The following is a 16,958-nucleotide window of genomic DNA, read 5'->3' as shown; positions in this document are numbered from 1 at the left end:
GATCTCGCGCAAAGCGAGCCTGGGGCTGGAGCAACCGGCATTGTAGTCGCGCGGCGGCGTTAAGGGCGGTTCATCGATGTTCGCCGCCACCGCGCGCAACGACGATGGTCGCCGCATCAACGACGAAACACCTCGCGAAGGCGCCGGCGACAAAAAAGGGCAGCCAAAGCTGCCCTTTTTGCTGAAACCCGAAGCCCGACTTACTTCTTGGTGGAGAAGCGCGCGAACTTGTTGTTGAACTTCTCGACGCGGCCCGCCGTGTCCATGATCTTTTGCTGACCGGTGTAGAACGGGTGCGATTCCGACGACACTTCGATCTTCGCGAGCGGGTAGCTCTTGCCGTTGAATTCGGCGGTCTCGCGCGTGTGGATGGTCGAACGGGTCACGAACTTGAAGTCGTTCGACATGTCGACGAACAGGACTTCGCGATAATCCGGGTGAATGCCTTCTTTCATGGTCTTTCCTGATATCTGACGGTAGCCAACCCGTTGCACTCGGTTGCAGTGCCGCGCGAGTCACTTGCCTAGGGTCGAAAAACGGCGATTATGCCAGAAAATCAGTCGGTTGACATCTTTTTCGGAGGCTGCGGCGTAGCACAGGCGTCGAGCGCGCCGACGCCCGCCGGGTCCTGCAGATAGTATCGCGCAAGCAGCCGGTAAAGCTCCGGATACTCGGCTTCGAACGCCTGCGGCGTCACGAAAAGCGCTTCGCTGCACACCGCGAAAAATTCCGACGGATGATCCGCCGCGTAAGGATCGATCAGCGAGTCGCGCTCGAACCGGCTCCAGCGCCGCTGCGGCACGGCGTCCACCCGCGCGCAGAACTGGTCGTAGGCGTTGTCGAAGATATCCGACCAGACGGTGCTGTCGAGCGGCGCATGCCAGCGGCGAAAGAGCGGCGGATGGCCATCGGCGACGCCCGTCACCATGTCGATCTTGTGCGCGAATTCGTGGATCACGACGTTGTAGGCGTCCGAGCCGTCGGCCATCTGCGCGTCCTCCCACGAGAGCACGACAGGACCGCCTTCCCACGCCTCGCCGCTTGCATCGTGCTCGATCTCGTGCACGACGCCGTCTTCGTCCTCGACCGTCTTTCTGATGATGAACTCGCCCGGATAGACGATCACGCCGACCCAGCCGCGATACAGATCGAGGTCGAGGTTGAGCACCGGCAGACAGGCTTGCGCGGCAATCGAGACGATCATCCGATCGGTCAGTTCGAGATCGTGCGCGGTCGAGAATTCCTTTTGCGCGATGAAAAGGCTCGCGGTCTCGCGCAGGCGTCCGAGGTCGTCCGCGCTCAGATGGGCGAAGCACGGATATGCGTCGAGCGTGCGCCGCCAGAGGGCGTCATCGATCGCGTATTTGCGCAGCGCGCGCTCACGGCGTTGCGCGCCGAACCAGCGTGAAAAGAGGTTGGCCATGCGTCGAACGGGAGGACCGGAATAGTTGCGAATTGTACGCACGGCGCCAACAAAAAACCGCCTGACGAAGCAGGCGGTTTTCTGTCTTGAAGCAGCGAAGCGGAATCAGCCTCCGCCACGACGCATCATGTCGAAGAACTCGGCGTTGTTCTTCGTCTGACGGATCTTGTCGAGCAGGAATTCCATGGCTTCGACTTCGTCCATGTCGTGGATGAACTTGCGCAGCACCCAGACCTTTTGCAGCAAGTCCGGCTTGATGAGCAGTTCTTCGCGGCGCGTGCCCGACTTGTTCAGGTTGATCGACGGATACACGCGCTTTTCCGCGAGACGGCGTTCGAGGTGCACTTCCATGTTGCCGGTGCCTTTGAACTCTTCGTAGATCACGTCGTCCATGCGGCTGCCCGTTTCGATGAGCGCCGTGCCGATGATCGTGAGCGAGCCGCCTTCCTCGATGTTGCGGGCCGCCCCGAAGAAGCGCTTCGGACGCTGCAGCGCGTTGGCGTCGACACCGCCCGTCAGCACCTTGCCCGATGCCGGCACGACGGTGTTGTACGCGCGCGCGAGACGCGTGATGGAGTCGAGCAGAATCACGACGTCGTGCTTCATTTCGACGAGACGCTTCGCCTTTTCGATGACCATTTCTGCCACCTGCACGTGACGCGCGGCGGGTTCGTCGAAGGTCGAGGCGATGACTTCGCCGCGCACGGAGCGCTGCATTTCCGTCACTTCTTCCGGGCGCTCGTCGATGAGCAGCACGAACAGGATGACGTCCGGATGATTGGCCTTCACCGCATGGGCGATGTGCTGGAGCATCACGGTTTTACCCGACTTCGGCGACGCGACGAGCAGACCGCGCTGGCCCTTGCCGATCGGCGAGATCATGTCGATGATCCGGCCCGTGACGTTTTCCTCGCCGCGCATTTCGCGCTCGAGCGGCAACGGCTTGTTTGGATGCAGCGGCGTGAGGTTCTCGAACATGATCTTGTGTTTCGAGGCCTCGGGCGGCTGCCCGTTGACTTTGTCGACCTTCACGAGCGCGAAATAACGCTCGCCGTCCTTCGGCGTGCGCACTTCGCCTTCGATCGTATCGCCGGTGTGCAGATTGAAGCGGCGGATTTGCGACGGACTGATGTAAATGTCGTCCGTGCTCGCGAGATACGAAGTCTCGGGCGAGCGCAGGAAGCCGAAGCCATCGGGCAGCACTTCGAGCGTGCCGTCGCCGAAAATCGTGTCGCCAGCCTTGGCGCGCTTTTTAAGAATCGCGAACATGAGTTCCTGCTTGCGCAGGCGGTTCGCATTTTCGATCTCGAGGCCATTGGCCATCTCGATCAGTGCAGACACGTGCTGAGACTTGAGCTCGGATAAATGCATACGGATTTCCCGCCGGGGAGAGAGGTGCGACAGAAAGATTTGGGAGAAGAGGTGAGCGGAACCGCTCGAGACTTAATACTTCTTGAACTCTTGTGATTCTAGCATAGCACACGCCACGCGGGCCTCGGGTGGGCTTTGGGCGGGGCTTTCAGCCGATGTTGTCGCGTGACAACATCGGCTGCATTCAGGTCGCGCTTCTCGGTTATGTCGATGCGGCGCTGCGAATGCCAGAGACGAACGTCAGCTAATGCCGACGCCCGCCGATGATGCCGTTACAGGTTGCTGTCGAGGAACGCGGTCAATTGCGACTTGGACAATGCGCCGACCTTCTGCGCGGCAACTGCGCCGTTCTTGAAGAGGATCAGCGTGGGGATGCCGCGCACGCCGAACTTAACCGGCGTCGATTGATGCTCGTCCACGTTGATCTTCGCGATTTGCAGGCGATCGCCATAATCCTTCGCGACTTCGTCGAGGATCGGGGCAATCATTTTGCACGGACCGCACCACTCCGCCCAGAAATCGAGCAGGACCGGTTTATCCGACTTGACGACATCCTGTTCGAAAGAAGCGTCACTGATGTGCTTGATTGATTCGCTCATTGTCTGAATACCTCTATTGTTTCGAGGCCCGCGTTTGAATGCTCGCCACGATACACCAAAACTGAAAAAATTTTCGTCGCCAACGGGCAGATTCGGCCCGCACGTCGTGCGCCACAACGGCCCGCGAACGGCGGCGAATGATCCGAGGAAGGGCAAAATGCACCACATCCGGGTTATTCAAATGTCATCTTAGCCTACTTTGCTATCCGTCGCCGGGTGCCGATAGGGCGCATTTGAGGCCGAAAACACGAAGCGCAAGAGGGCGTCGCGAAGGCCGCGCACTCACCGCGCCTTCCGGGCGTGGACGACCCCGTGGTATGATTCAACGTGACGGGCCTCCTCGCATGGTGGCGCGGTCAACCTGGTCAGGTCGGGAACGAAGCAGCCACAGCCGCTTTCCACCAGTGCCGAGGGTCGGGCTCGTCACCTTCCGCTTTTCTTCCGTCGTCCCTCTCTCGTTTTCCCTGATTCGTCCTCTGTACTGCGCGTCGCCGCGGGCGCGTTTTCGTGCGTGTGGACCCCTCGTTCGTACGCCTTGGCGGCCTTTTGGAGCGGCGTTTGCGCAAGGTCGTTGCTGATACAATTTCGCGCATGACCTATCAAGTTCTCGCACGCAAATGGCGGCCGAAATCGTTCGAGTCGCTCGTCGGCCAGGAGCACGTCGTTCGTGCGCTCACGCACGCGCTCGACGGCGGCCGCCTGCATCACGCGTATCTCTTCACGGGCACGCGCGGCGTCGGCAAGACGACGCTATCGCGCATCTTCGCGAAGGCGCTCAATTGTGAAACCGGCGTGACTTCGAAGCCGTGCGGCGTGTGTCGCGCGTGCCGGGAAATCGACGAAGGCCGCTTCGTCGATTACGTCGAAATGGACGCGGCGAGCAATCGCGGTGTCGACGAAATGGCCGCGCTGCTTGAACGCGCGGTGTACGCACCCGTCGATGCACGCTTCAAGGTCTATATGATCGACGAAGTGCACATGCTCACGAACCACGCTTTCAACGCGATGTTGAAGACGCTCGAGGAGCCGCCGCCGCATGTGAAGTTCATTCTCGCGACGACCGATCCGCAGAAGATTCCGGTTACCGTGCTCTCGCGCTGCCTGCAGTTCAATCTGAAGCAGATGCCGGCGGGGCATATCGTGTCGCATCTGGAGAACATTCTTCAGCAGGAGAACATCGCGTTCGAGTCGCAGGCGCTGCGTCTTCTGTCGCGCGCGGCGGACGGCAGCATGCGCGATGCGCTGTCGCTGACCGATCAGGCCATCGCCTATTCGGCCAATCAAGTGACCGAGGAAGCCGTGCGCGGCATGCTCGGCGCGCTCGATCAAAGCTATCTCATCCGCCTCATCGATGCGCTTGCCGCTGGCGACGGTCCCGGCGTGCTCGCGATCGCTGACGAAATGGCGTTGCGCAGCCTGTCCTTTTCGACCGCGCTGCAGGATCTCGCGAGTCTCCTGCATCGCATCGCATGGGCGCAGTTCGCGCCGTCGTCGGTGCTGGATGAGTGGCCGGAAGCCGCGGATATTCGCCGATTCGCCGACATACTTTTCGCCGAGCAGGTGCAGCTTTTCTATCAGATTGCCACGGTCGGGCGCAGCGAACTGGGTCTCGCGCCCGATGAATACGCCGGCTTCACAATGACGCTGCTGCGCATGCTCGCGTTCGAGCCGGCGAGCGGGCCGGGCGGCGGCCTTGTCGTGAGCGGGCCGACAGGCGCGAAGCCCGCGCGCACCGCGGCGCTCGCGGGCGCAATGGCCGAGCGCGCGATCGCGCCTGCGCCCGCGCCGGTGGCGAAGGCGCCGACGCCTCCTGCGGAAAACGTCGTCGTCGAGGCGAAAGAGACGCCGCCGGTCGTCGAAACGATCGAGCCCGTCCCTGCAAAACCCGCGCCGGTGGCCAGCGCCGCGCGGCAAACCGTGGAGGAAGCCGCGCCTGCAAACTCGCGCGTATCCGAATTCAAGCAGCCCGAGGCCGCGGCGTCGCGCGCGGCAGGCGGCGCACGCGCCGCGCTCGAGGTGCTGCGCAGCGCCGGCATGCGTCTTTCATCGGACCGAGGTGCACGCGCACCGGCTGCGCAAGCGCCGGCCCCGGCAGTGCCCAAAGCCGTCGCGAAACCCGCTGCACAAGTCCAGGTGCCCACGCCTCGCCGCGCACCGGCAGCGCCCGCCGCCTCCGAGCCGAAACCCGCGGCCGGAAAGTCAGGCGTCGTCGTGCCGCCGTGGGAAGACATGCCGCCCGACGACTATCCGCCGGCAGGATCCGAAGACGAATATTTCATGCCGCAGGACGACGGCTTCGTGCCCGCCTTCGACAGCGGTCCCGACGACATGCGCTTCGGCGCCGAGCCAGCCGCGAAGCCCGTAGCGAAGCCCGCGCCCGTCATGGATACGACGCCGCTGCCGCCCGCGGTGCCGCTCGATGCGCTCGGCGTGTCGGTCGAATGGCCCGCGCTCGCCGTCGATCTGCCCTTGAAGGGCGTCGCCTTTCAGCTCGCGTTCAACAGCGAACTGACCGCGTGCGACGCGAATTCTGTCACGCTCGCGGTCGCCGTGCAGATGTACACCGACACCTCCCACGTCACGAAGCTCAAGGCTGCGCTTGCCGAAAAGCTCGGACGCGCGATCGAAGTCAGCGTCAATGTCGCGCCCGTGCGCCGCACCGCCGCCGCGCTCGATGCCGCCGACCGCGCGCGACGCCAGCAGGAAGCCGAGCAGGAAATCAAGCAGGATCCGTTCGTGCAGTCGCTGATCCGCGATTTCGGCGCGAGCATCGTGCAGGGTTCGATCAAGCCGATCTCCGCATCGGGCGCGAACCCGTCATGAATCGACGCCGCGCTTAGCCACTGAATTTCGGGCGCGCGTGTCGCGCTCGCTTTCGCCACACGTTTTCCAGTAAGGAGCCGAACCATGATGAAGAACCAACTCGCCGGGCTGATGAAACAGGCCCAGCAGATGCAGGAAAACATGAAGAAGATGCAGGATCAGCTCGCGCAGATCGAGGTCGAGGGCCAGTCCGGCGCCGGTCTCGTGAAAGTGACCATGACCTGCAAGAACGACGTGCGCCGCGTGCAGATCGACCCGAGCCTGCTTGCCGACGATAAGGACATGCTCGAAGACCTCGTCGCCGCCGCGTTCAACGACGCCGTGCGCAAGGCCGAGGCCACCACGCAAGAGAAGATGAGCGGCATGACGGCCGGCATGCCGATGCCGCCGGGTTTCAAGCTGCCGTTCTAACCGCGCGCGCCGAAGCACATTCGGCGCGTCATGAGGACACATGAAACAACCTTCCGCCCTGTCGGCGCTCGTCGAGGCGCTGCGCGCGCTGCCCGGCGTCGGACCGAAGTCGGCGCAGCGCATGGCGTATCACCTGATGCAGCACGACCGCGCGGGCGCCGAAAAGCTCGGCGCTTCGCTTCTGTTCGCGACCGAGCATCTGAAGCACTGCGAGAAGTGCAACACCTTCACCGAAGCTGAAATCTGCGAAGTCTGCAGCGACGAAGAACGCGACGCGGCCTTGCTGTGCGTCGTCGAGACGCCCGCCGATCAGATCATGCTCGAGCAGACGCTCACGTATCGCGGGCTCTATTTCGTGCTGATGGGGCGCCTGAGCCCGCTCGACGGCATCGGGCCGAAGGAAATCCACTTCGAGCGGCTCATCAATCGCGCCCTCGACGGCGTGGTGCAGGAAGTGGTGCTCGCCACCAACTTCACAAACGAAGGCGAGGCGACCGCACACTATCTCGCGCAGACGCTCAAGTCGAAAGGGCTGAAGGTGACGCGGCTCGCGCGGGGCGTGCCCGTCGGCGGCGAGCTCGAATATGTCGATGCGGGCACGATCGCGCGCGCGATGCTCGATCGCCGCTCGGTCTGAACGTCTGAACGCGACCATCAGCAGGACATTACCGATGACAGAAACCGAAGCTCTCGCGCTCGCGACTCACCGTCACTACAAGGGCGGTCTCTATCGCGTGATCGGCGTCGCGCGGCACTCGGAAACCGAGGAAGCCATGATCGTCTACGAACATCTGTGGCCGCACGAACGCGGCTTGTGGGTGCGTCCGGCCACGATGTTCAACGAGACGCTCGCCGACGGCACGCCACGTTTCAAACCGCTCGACATTCCGCTTTAAAAGAACCAGCAAATAAAGGAGACGCATCCATGAGCGCAACGACGGGACCACTCGCCGGCGTCAAGGTGCTGGAACTCGGCACGCTCATAGCCGGCCCGTTCGCCGCGCGCTTCATGGGCGAATTCGGCGCCGACGTCATCAAGATCGAGGACCCGAACGGCGGCGATCCGCTGCGCAAGTGGCGCAAGCTTTATCCCGAAGTGGGCGGTACGTCGCTCTGGTGGGCGGTGCAGGCACGCAACAAGAAATCGGTGACGGTCAATCTCAAGGCCGAGGAAGGCAAGGAAATCGTGCGGCGGCTCGCGAAGGAAGCCGATATCGTCGTCGAGAACTTCCGGCCCGGTCTGCTCGAAAAGCTCGGGCTCGGCTACGAAGTGCTGTCGGCCGAGAATCCCGGTCTCGTGATGGTGCGGCTCTCCGGTTACGGCCAGACCGGGCCGTATCGCGACCGGCCGGGATTCGGCGCGATCGCCGAATCGATGGGCGGCTTGCGGCACATCACCGGCTACCCGGAACTGCCGCCGCCGCGCATCGGCATTTCCATCGGCGATTCGATCGCAGCGCTGCATGGCGTGATCGGCGCGCTGATGGCGTTGCATCATCGGCAAGTAAACGGCGACAAGGGGCAGGTCGTCGATGTCGCGCTGTACGAAGCCGTTTTCAACATGATGGAGAGCGTGGTGCCGGAATACGGCGTGTACGGCATGGTGCGCGAGCGCACCGGCGCGTCGCTGCCGGGCATCGTGCCGTCGAACACGTATCCGTGCCGCGACGGCAGCATCGTGATCGGCGGCAACAGCGATCCGATCTTCAAGCGCCTCATGAACGCGATCGATCGCGCGGACCTCGCCGACGATCCCGCGCTCGCCTCGAACGACGGCCGGGTGCCGCGCACGAAGGAAATCGACGACGCCATCGCCGCGTGGCTCGCGACGCGCAGCATCGACGAGGCGCTCGCCGTGCTCAACGCCGCCGACGTGCCGGCCGGGCGCATCTACAGCGTCGCCGACATGTTCACCGATCCGCAATACATCGCGCGTCAGATGCTGCAACGCTTTCCGTGGCAGGACGGCAAGGACATCACGTTGCCGAACGTCACGCCGAAGCTCTCGGACACGCCGGGTGAAACGCGCTGGCTCGGTCCGCGACTCGGTGAACACACGGATGAAGTACTTCAAACGCTCGGGTATGATGCCGACGATATTGCGCGGCTGCGGGACGCCAAGGTGATCTGACGCGTTCGCAGACAACAAGAATTCCAAGGAGACAAAGACGATGAAACGCAGAACGTTCATCGCGAGCGGCGCCGCGCTCGCGACCGGGGCGTGGTCGGCCATGCCGCTCGCGTTTGGGCAGGCAAAGCCGGAGCAGGCCAAGGTATCGGTCGCGGTCGGCGGCAAGAATCTCTTCTACTATCTGCCGCTCACGATCGCGGAGCGCCGCAACTACTTCAAGGACGAAGGGCTCGAGGTCGAAATCGCCGATTTCGCCGGCGGTGCGAAGGCGTTGCAGGCGGCGGTCGGCGGCAGCGCGGACGTGGTCTCCGGGGCGTTCGAGCACACGCTCCTGTTGCAGGCGAAGAATCAGTACTTCCGCGAGTTCGTTCTGCAAGGACGCGCGCCACAGATCGTGCTCGCGGTGTCGAAGAAGGCGATGCCGAACTACAAGTCGGTCGCGGACCTGAAGGGCAAGAAGATCGGCGTGACGGCGCCGGGTTCGTCGACGTCGATCATGGCGAGCTTCGTACTCGCGCAGGCCGGGCTGAAGGCGACCGATGTCTCGTTCATCGGCGTGGGCGCGGGGGCGGGCGCGATCGCCGCGCTGCAATCCGGCCAGATCGACGCCATCGCCAATCTCGATCCGGTGATGACCAAGCTCGACCGCGCGGGCGATATCCGCATCGTCTCTGACACGCGCACGCTCGCCGATACCGTGAAGGTGTTCGGCGGCAACATGCCGGCGGGCTGCCTGTATGCATCGCAGAGTTTCATCACGAAGAACCCGAACACGACGCAGGCGCTCACCAACGCGATGGTGCGCGCGCTGAAATGGCTGCAGGCGGCATCGGGCAAGGATCTGATTTCGACCGTGCCGGAAAATTATCTGCTCGGCGATCGCGCGCTCTATCTCGACTCGTGGCAGCACGTGAAGGAAGCGCTGTCACCGGACGGCTTGATGCCCGCCGACGGTCCCGCGACCTCGCTCAAGACGCTGCAAGCCTTCGACGAAACCGTAAAGGGCAAGCCGATCGACTTGTCGAAGACCTGGACGAACGACTTCGTCAAGAAGGCGCTCGTCAGCGTCAAGGTCTGACCGATGTCGTCGACTTCGAAACCCGCGCTCGCGCTGCACGATGTCACCTGCACGTTCTCGTCGCGTGAGAGTCGCAAGGATCCCTACACCGCGGTCCTCAATACGAGCCTCGCGATCGCGCCGGGCGAGTTCGTGTCTGTCGTCGGGCCGACCGGCTGCGGCAAGTCCACGCTGCTCAACGTGTCGGCGGGGCTGCTCGAGCCCTCGTCGGGCACGGTGAGCGTGTTCGGCGAGACGCTTGCGGGCATCAACCGGCGCGCGGGCTACATGTTCCAGGCCGATGCGCTCATGCCCTGGCGCTCGGCGCTCGACAACGTGACGGCCGGCCTCGTGTTCCGGGGCGTGCCGAAGGCGGAAGCCGATGCGCGCGGCGAGGAGTGGCTAAAGCGCGTGGGTCTCGGCGGCTTCGGCGATCGTTATCCGCATCAACTGTCGGGCGGCATGAGAAAGCGCGTCGCGATGGCGCAGACGCTCATCCTCGATCCCGACATCATCCTGATGGACGAGCCGTTCTCCGCGCTGGACATTCAAACACGTCAGCTCATGGAAAACGAGCTGCTCGACCTGTGGGCCGCGAAGCGCAAGGCCGTGCTCTTCATCACGCACGATCTCGACGAGGCGATCTCGATGTCCGATCGCGTCGTCGTGCTGGCGGCGGGGCCGGGCACGCATCCGATCGGCGAATTCGCGATCGATCTGCCGCGTCCGCGCGATGTCGCCGAGATCCGCACGCATCCGCGCTTCGTCGAACTGCATGCGCAGATCTGGGGCGTGCTGCGCGAGGAAGTGTTGAAGGGCTATCAGCAGCAGCTGAAGCCGGCCGCCGAATAAGACAATACGATCATGTGGAACAAGCTGCGCCCGAATCGCGCCAATCTCATCGTGTGGCAATGGTTGCTGCTGCTCGCGTGCTTCGTGCTGTGGTACGTGCTGACGAGCCCGACGCTCCTGCCGCCTTTCTATTTCGACGACGCCAACAAGGCCGCGTTCTTCTTCGGCGAGCCTCAGAAGGTGCTCGTGCGCATCTGGGAGTGGTTCACGGGTGGCGAGATCTACATCCATTTGTGGGTGACGCTGATCGAAACGGTGCTGGCGTTCGTGATCGGCACCGTGTTCGGGCTGGGTGTGGGCCTGTGGCTCGCGCTCGCACCGACGACGAGCGCGCTTCTCGATCCCTACATCAAGGCCGCCAACTCGATGCCGCGCGTGATTCTCGCGCCGATCTTCGCAGTGTGGTTCGGACTCGGCATCTGGTCGAAGGTCGCGCTCGGCGTGACGCTCGTGTTTTTCATCGTGTTCTTCAACGTCTATCAGGGCGTGAAGGAAGTGAGCCCCGTCGTGCTCGCGAATGCGCGCATGCTCGGCGCGAATCGCAGGCAACTGCTGCGGCATGTCTATTTGCCGAGCGCGACGAGCTGGGTGTTTTCCAGCTTGCATACGTCGGTGGGGCTTGCCTTCGTCGGCTCGGTGGTGGGCGAGTATCTTGGCTCGGCGCGTGGCGTCGGCTATCTGATCTTGCAGGCCGAAGGCACCTTCGACATCAACACCGTGTTCGCAGGAATCCTCGTGCTGACCGCGTTCGCGCTGGTGCTCGACGGCCTCGTCGCGCTTATCGAGCGGCGGCTCATGAAGTGGCAGCCGAAGAGCGGGGAAACCGAGAAGCTTTGAAGCGCCGTGCCGGGTCAACTTGCCGGACCGCGTTTGTTTAGAACTTTGTTTATGGCAGGACCCCGCCGATCTCGCTATGATGCTTTGCTGACCAGGCGTCGTACGGCGGTCGCATGAGATTCGCCATGTTTCGGGGTGAATGGACGCCAGCACATCAAGTCGTAACGCAAGCCGGGCGACACTCCGAAGTCGGGCGACATTGCGCGGTACTTGCGCGGCGTCCTTCCGCGCGATCCCGCGAGACCAAGTATGAAACTGCGAACTGACAGTTCGATTGCGGTGGTGCTGCCATCGCCGATCGGTGACAGCCTCATCGGGCTCGTCCTCGTCGACAATCTCATCCGCAACGGATATCGGCCCGTCGTGTTCGGCTGGGTCGCGGAGCAGCTTGCCGACTGGTTTCCGCACGTGAGCGTGGGGCGGCCCGACGCCTGGCGGGGGGCGTTCGATACGGTGATCGAGCTTCGCCCGACCGATTACGCCGCGACGCTGAGCCGTTCCGGCAAGACCGTCTGCCTCGCCGCGCTGCCGGAATACGGCGGCTCGAAGCATATGGTGGATCGCATCGTCGATATCGCGACGAACGTGCTGGGCCTTTCCGATGTGACGCGCTCGAACGGTCTCGTCGTGCCGGCGGACGTCATGCGAGGGCGCTTTTCCAATCGTGTAGTCATTCATCCGACCGGCAGCCATCCCGAAAAGATGTGGAGCCGCAAGAAGTTCATTGCGCTGTCGCGCATGCTCGTGCGTCGTCAGATGCAGCCGAGTTTTCTCGTCGCGCCGTGCGAGCTGGATGCGCGGGGCGAAATCGCCGATGAAGGGTGCGAGGTCAACGCGCTGCCGCGCTTGAGCGAGGTCGCGGCTTGGATCGCCGAGTCGTCGTGGTTCATCGGCAACGATTCAGGTCTCGGACATCTCGCGTCGTGCATCGGCGTGCCCACGCTGTCGCTTTTCATGCGCCAGGGACTCGCGCGCTCGTGGCGTCCCGGCTGGGGGCCGGGCGCGGTCGTGCTGGCGCCGTCCTTCCTGCCCTTCGGCGGGCTTCGCGAGCGCTTGTGGCAACGTCTGCTCACTGTGCGCCGTGTGATGTCCGCGTTTCAAAGGCTGCATGTCAAGCATGCCCGCGCGATGCATCAGTACGCGACGGCCGATTTCGGCGATGCGCAAACCACGCCAGCGACGCGCATTGGCATGTTGCCGGGCGCGCAATCGCGTCGGTTCTAGGCGCGCGTTCCAGGTTGCGAAGTGCGAATAGCGTCAGCCCGACGTTGCGCGTCGCGCAGACGCCGCGATTCTCCTGCGTCGCCACGCGGATGCGCGCATCGCGCGCCGCCTTCGATTGCAGCACGGAGAGACCGGCGTTCGTCGCGCCGGCGCAGATCGCGATGACTTCCTGATCGACGCCTTCCTGATCGAGTACGGAATGCAGCAGCGCCTCGAGCCGCGGCTCGCAGTTGTAGACCGGCACGATGACGCTGGCGTCGCGGCGGGTGCTCGTCATGGCTCGCGTTGAAGAGTGCCGAGAGGGCGCGATGTTAGCAGGCGCGCATCACGGCTCGATCACGATCTTGCCGGTCACGCGCCGGTTCATCATGTCGTCGAGGGCGCGTGGTGTGTCGTCGAGCGAATAGCGCTTCGTGACGACGGGGCGCAGCTTGCCCGCCTTGATCCAGTCGACCATCGTCGCGAATTCCTGATCGGCGAGCGCGTGTTCGCGCTGCATGTGGCCGCCCCAGAACACGCCCACGATGCTCGCGCCTTTGAGCAGCGCGAGATTGAGCGGCAGCTTCGGAATCTCGCCGTTCGCGAAGCCGACGACCAGATACCGCCCGCGCCAGCCGATGCTTCGAAACGCGGGTTCCGCGTACGCGCCGCCGACGGGATCGAAGATGACATCCGGCCCGTTCCCACCCGTCAGCGCCTTGATGCGCTCGCGCAGATCCTCTTTCTCGTAATCGATGACATCGTCCGCGCCATGCTCGCGGCAGAACGCGAGTTTGTCCGCGCTCGACGCCGCCGCGATCACGCGCGCGCCGATGATCTTGCCGATTTGAATGGCCGCAATGCCGACGCCCCCTGCCGCGCCAAGCACGAGCAGCGTGTCGCCGGCCTTCAGTTGTCCGCGATCGACGAGCGCGTGATACGACGTGCCATACGCGAGCGTGAACGCGGCGGCATCGGCGAGATCGACATCGGCGGGCAGGGCGATGCAATCCGCTTCCTTCGCGCGCGCCTGTTCGGCGAACGCGCCTTGCGCGGTATAGGCGGCCACGCGCATGCCGGACGACAGGCGCGTGACGCCCGCGCCCACTTCGCGCACGACGCCCGCGAATTCCGCACCGGGCGTGAACGGCAGCGGCGGCTTGAACTGGTACTTGTCCTGGATGATGAGCACGTCGGGGAAGTTCACGCTCGCCGCTTTCACATCGATGATGACTTCGCCTGTTTCCGGATGCAGGTCGGGTAGCGTTTCGATCGAAAGGGTGTCGGGTAGTCCGTGTTCGTTGCATCGTACGGCGCGCATATCGTCTCCTTGGTCGGGTCTCGTGCAAAGCGTTCAAACCGGCTCAGTGTAGGGCAGCGGCGACGCCGGGAGCGAGCCTCTGAGTCGTCGTCGCGCCACTTTCCTCGGTTACAATCGCCGGATGCGAATCCTACTCAGCAACGACGACGGTTATCTGGCGCGCGGCATCAATGTGCTGCACGAGGTTCTGCAGCCGCTCGGCGAAATGACGGTGATGGCGCCCGAGCAGAACTGCAGCGGCTCGTCCAACTCGCTTACGCTGTCGCGGCCTCTGAGCGTTCATCAGGCGGCGAACGGTTTCAATTTCGTGAACGGTACGCCGACCGATTCCGTGCACATCGCGCTGACGGGCATGCTCGAGCATCAGCCGGATCTCGTCGTGTCGGGTATCAACAACGGGCAGAACGTCGGCGAAGACACGCTGTACTCGGGCACGGTCGCCGCCGCCACCGAAGGCTTCATGTTCGGCATTCCGGCGATCGCGTTTTCGCTAGTCGGCCGCGACTGGCTCCATCTAGAAGACGCCGCGCGCGTCGCTGCCGAGATCGTCGCGCATTTCCTCGAACATCCGATGCCGGGCCATCCGTTGCTGAACGTGAACATCCCGAGCCTGCCGTACGACCAACTCGGCGCATGGACCGTGACGCGCCTCGGCAAGCGTCATCCTTCGCAGCCGGTGATTCGCCAGAGCGATCCGCGCGGCAACCCGATCTACTGGATCGGCCCCTCAGGCGATGCACTCGACGCGAGCGAAGGCACCGATTTCCACGCGGTCGCGAACGGCTTCGTCTCGATCACGCCGCTGCAACTCGATCTGACTCACACGAAGCTCATGGCCGAGACGCGCGAATGGGCGCGGGCCGGGAGCGGTCGCACATGAGCGACGAGCGCGCCAAGCGCTTTCCGCTGGCGCTCGCGGATCTGGTTCGCGAGCCGCGCAAGCCGGCGAATCGTCCGCAGGATTCTCGCGCCAGGCAAGCCGCCGCTTCGGCGCTCAAGCCGACGCCCGCGCAACCCGCGAAGCCGGGACCATCGCGCGCGGCGAACGCGCCGATGAAAAATCCCGCGACGGCGGCGGCATCCGTGAAGCCGGCCAGCTCGGTTTTTCCGGCGCGTTCCGGCGCGAAGCCCGCGCCTGGCGTGGCGAAACCGGTTCCGTCCGCGAGCAAGAACGCGACGACGCATCATGCGTCCCACGCGCCGCGCGCGAGCGCAGTGCGTCCGGCGGCGCGTCCCGCCGAGCGTGAGCTGAGCGCCACCGCTAGTGCGCCGAAAAAAGGCGCGCCCAATGTGGCGCTGGCGAGCACGCAGACGCTCACGTCGGAACGGGTGCGCGAGCGCATGGTCGAACGGCTGCGATCGAACGGCGTGACCGATCCGCGCGTGCTCAATGCGATGTCCGTGGTGCCACGCCACATGTTCGTCGATCCGGGGCTCGCCGCGCAGGCTTACGAAGACGCCGCGTTGCCGATCGGTCATCACCAGACCATCTCGAAGCCGTCCGTCGTGGCGCGCATGATCGAGCTGGTCGCGACGGGGCGGGCGTTGAACAAGGTGCTGGAGATCGGCACAGGTTGCGGCTATCAGGCGGCGGTGCTGTCGCAGGTCGCCGCAGAGGTTTATTCGATCGAGCGTGTGCGTCCGCTGTCGGAGCGCGCGAAGCTCAACCTTCGGCCGCTGCGCGTGCCTAACATCAGGCTGCATTACGGCGACGGCCGCCTGGGCTTGCCCGCGGCCGCGCCGTTCGACGCCATCGTGATCGCCTGCGCGGGCCTCGACGTGCCGCAGGCTCTGCTGGATCAACTGGCGGTGGGCGGCAAGCTCGTCGCGCCGGTCGGATCGCAGGCCGCGCAGTCGCAGGTGCTGACGCTCGTCACGCGCGTGTCGGCGACGCAATGGCGGGAAGAGCAGCTCGATCGCGTCTTTTTTGTACCCTTAAAATCCGGAGTGATTTAACCCGATGAGTATCCTGCGTGCTTTGCAAGAAGGAAGTGCAGGCCAACGCCTGAGCGCGGCGCAGCGCGGCGTGTGCGTGCTGGCGTTGTCCGCGCTGGCGGCGTGTTCCACGCGCATGGACATGGCGCCGGTCGTCGACAGAACGGGCGCGCCCATCGGCACGACGGCGGCCCAGACGCCGGACAACGGTCCGCCGCCGCCGGGCTATTACCGTGTGAAGCCGGGCGACACCCTATATCGGATCGCACTGGAAAACGGTCAGAATTATCACGATATCGCGACGTGGAACAACCTGACCAACCCGAATCAGATCGAAGTCGGCCAGTTGATGCGCGTGGCGCCGCCGGGCGCGAATCTCGCGGCGGCGACGCCCGGCGTGGCCACCGCGCCGATCGTCGGCGGCGGCGTGCAGACGCAGCCGCTCAACGGCGCGAACGGCTACGCGACGCCGCAACCGGGCGCGACCGCGCAGCCGCCGTACTACGGTGCGAATTCGGGCATGGGCGCCGCGCCCGGGACGCCCGGCGCGGCGACGGGCATGGCATCGGCGCCCGGCGTGCCGGCCGTGCCCGGCGCGGATGCGAATGCGACGGCGCCCACGGGTCAGCCGGCATTCATCTGGCCTGCGCGAGGACCGATTCTCGGCACGTTCGACGACGCGAAGAACAAGGGTTTGAATATTGGCGGTGCGGCGGGAGACCCGGTGAACGCGTCGGCGGACGGCCGAGTGGTTTACTCCGGAAATGGGCTGCGCGGCTACGGCAATCTCATTATCATCAAGCATGACGCGACTTTTCTCACCGCGTACGCACATAACCGCGCTTTGATGGTAAAAGAAGGGGACGCGGTAACTAAAGGGCAGAAGATCGCTGAGATGGGGAACAGCGATTCGGACCGCGTGATGTTGCATTTCGAAGTTCGCCGGCAGGGAAAACCTGTTGACCCACTGAAGTATTTGCCGCCGCAATAAAGCG

Annotated in this window: 18 protein-coding genes and 1 other RNA gene; 13 read left to right on the top strand and 6 right to left on the bottom strand. The window is 64.1% G+C overall.

The features are described from left to right. Positions 1 to 200: 200 nt before the first annotated feature. From NCS28_RS07875 to trxA, 4 genes are all read right to left on the bottom strand, one after another. Entirely contained in the window at positions 201 to 455 is a 255-nt protein-coding gene (locus tag NCS28_RS07875; protein WP_250513298.1) for a type B 50S ribosomal protein L31, read from the bottom strand. Between the two features lie 101 nt (positions 456 to 556). Next, positions 557 to 1,423, bottom strand: a complete 867-nt coding sequence (locus NCS28_RS07870) for a M90 family metallopeptidase (RefSeq protein WP_250513297.1) — start codon at positions 1,421 to 1,423, stop codon at positions 557 to 559. A 105-nt stretch (positions 1,424 to 1,528) separates the two neighbouring features. Further along, on the bottom strand, positions 1,529 to 2,794 hold the full coding sequence (gene rho / locus NCS28_RS07865; RefSeq protein WP_035501035.1) for a transcription termination factor Rho: 1,266 nt from the start codon (positions 2,792 to 2,794) through the stop codon (positions 1,529 to 1,531). Positions 2,795 to 3,066: 272 nt separating this feature from the next. Further along, positions 3,067 to 3,393, bottom strand: a complete 327-nt coding sequence (gene trxA / locus NCS28_RS07860) for a thioredoxin TrxA (RefSeq protein ID WP_008349330.1) — start codon at positions 3,391 to 3,393, stop codon at positions 3,067 to 3,069. A 329-nt stretch (positions 3,394 to 3,722) separates the two neighbouring features. On the opposite strand from trxA, the gene ffs reads away from it, so the two are divergent. The 10 genes from ffs to NCS28_RS07810 all read left to right on the top strand — a co-directional run bounded on the left by ffs (position 3,723) and on the right by NCS28_RS07810 (position 12,728). Then, positions 3,723 to 3,821, top strand: an RNA gene (gene ffs / locus NCS28_RS07855) — signal recognition particle sRNA small type. 163 nt (positions 3,822 to 3,984) lie between these two features. After that, entirely contained in the window at positions 3,985 to 6,216 is a 2,232-nt protein-coding gene (locus NCS28_RS07850) for a DNA polymerase III subunit gamma/tau (protein WP_250513296.1), read from the top strand. A gap of 84 nt (positions 6,217 to 6,300) precedes the next feature. Continuing rightward, a complete protein-coding gene (locus NCS28_RS07845; protein WP_008349334.1) occupies positions 6,301 to 6,627 on the top strand; it encodes a YbaB/EbfC family nucleoid-associated protein in 327 nt (108 codons plus the stop codon). A gap of 40 nt (positions 6,628 to 6,667) precedes the next feature. Beyond that, on the top strand, positions 6,668 to 7,264 hold the full coding sequence (gene recR / locus NCS28_RS07840; protein ID WP_250513295.1) for a recombination mediator RecR: 597 nt from the start codon (positions 6,668 to 6,670) through the stop codon (positions 7,262 to 7,264). Between the two features lie 34 nt (positions 7,265 to 7,298). Next, positions 7,299 to 7,523 carry a DUF1653 domain-containing protein gene (locus NCS28_RS07835; protein ID WP_250513294.1) on the top strand — a complete coding sequence of 75 codons (225 nt, stop codon included), beginning with the start codon at positions 7,299 to 7,301 and terminating at the stop codon, positions 7,521 to 7,523. Positions 7,524 to 7,552: 29 nt separating this feature from the next. Next, positions 7,553 to 8,758: a CaiB/BaiF CoA transferase family protein gene (locus tag NCS28_RS07830; RefSeq protein WP_250513293.1), complete on the top strand. Its 1,206-nt coding sequence runs from the start codon at positions 7,553 to 7,555 to the stop codon at positions 8,756 to 8,758. Between the two features lie 40 nt (positions 8,759 to 8,798). Further along, positions 8,799 to 9,836 (top strand): ABC transporter substrate-binding protein, encoded by a 1,038-nt coding sequence (locus NCS28_RS07825; RefSeq protein ID WP_250513292.1) that lies wholly within the window; start codon positions 8,799 to 8,801, stop codon positions 9,834 to 9,836. A 3-nt stretch (positions 9,837 to 9,839) separates the two neighbouring features. Then, positions 9,840 to 10,667 carry an ABC transporter ATP-binding protein gene (locus tag NCS28_RS07820; protein WP_250513291.1) on the top strand — a complete coding sequence of 276 codons (828 nt, stop codon included), beginning with the start codon at positions 9,840 to 9,842 and terminating at the stop codon, positions 10,665 to 10,667. 12 nt (positions 10,668 to 10,679) lie between these two features. Continuing rightward, positions 10,680 to 11,504: an ABC transporter permease gene (locus tag NCS28_RS07815; RefSeq protein WP_250513290.1), complete on the top strand. Its 825-nt coding sequence runs from the start codon at positions 10,680 to 10,682 to the stop codon at positions 11,502 to 11,504. A 249-nt stretch (positions 11,505 to 11,753) separates the two neighbouring features. Further along, complete coding sequence (locus tag NCS28_RS07810) at positions 11,754 to 12,728, top strand: glycosyltransferase family 9 protein (protein ID WP_250513289.1); 975 nt, start codon at positions 11,754 to 11,756, stop codon at positions 12,726 to 12,728. Here NCS28_RS07810 and NCS28_RS33340 read toward each other — a convergent pair. Both NCS28_RS33340 and NCS28_RS07805 read right to left on the bottom strand, forming a co-directional pair. After that, a complete protein-coding gene (locus NCS28_RS33340) occupies positions 12,616 to 13,005 on the bottom strand; it encodes a glycosyltransferase family 2 protein (RefSeq protein WP_350029779.1) in 390 nt (129 codons plus the stop codon). The two genes, NCS28_RS07810 and NCS28_RS33340, sit on opposite strands and share 113 nt — an antisense overlap. A gap of 48 nt (positions 13,006 to 13,053) precedes the next feature. Beyond that, positions 13,054 to 14,028 carry an NADPH:quinone oxidoreductase family protein gene (locus NCS28_RS07805; protein ID WP_250513288.1) on the bottom strand — a complete coding sequence of 325 codons (975 nt, stop codon included), beginning with the start codon at positions 14,026 to 14,028 and terminating at the stop codon, positions 13,054 to 13,056. A gap of 121 nt (positions 14,029 to 14,149) precedes the next feature. On the opposite strand from NCS28_RS07805, the gene surE reads away from it, so the two are divergent. From surE to NCS28_RS07790, 3 genes are read left to right on the top strand one after another with little or no spacing between them, the layout of a single operon-like run. After that, positions 14,150 to 14,908, top strand: coding sequence for a 5'/3'-nucleotidase SurE (gene surE, locus NCS28_RS07800; RefSeq protein WP_250513287.1), 759 nt, complete (start codon positions 14,150 to 14,152; stop codon positions 14,906 to 14,908). Then, the gene (locus NCS28_RS07795; RefSeq protein WP_250513286.1) at positions 14,905 to 15,984 is read left to right on the top strand and encodes a protein-L-isoaspartate(D-aspartate) O-methyltransferase; all 1,080 of its coding nucleotides are present in this window, start codon (positions 14,905 to 14,907) and stop codon (positions 15,982 to 15,984) included. Before surE ends, NCS28_RS07795 begins: the two co-directional genes overlap by 4 nt. Before the next feature lie 4 nt (positions 15,985 to 15,988). Next, entirely contained in the window at positions 15,989 to 16,954 is a 966-nt protein-coding gene (locus NCS28_RS07790) for a peptidoglycan DD-metalloendopeptidase family protein (protein ID WP_250513285.1), read from the top strand. The last annotated feature ends 4 nt before the right edge of the window (positions 16,955 to 16,958 follow it).

The organism is Caballeronia sp. INDeC2, from assembly GCF_023631325.1.
Lineage (GTDB): Bacteria > Pseudomonadota > Gammaproteobacteria > Burkholderiales > Burkholderiaceae > Caballeronia.
This window is presented reverse-complemented; position numbering and strand designations above follow the sequence as displayed.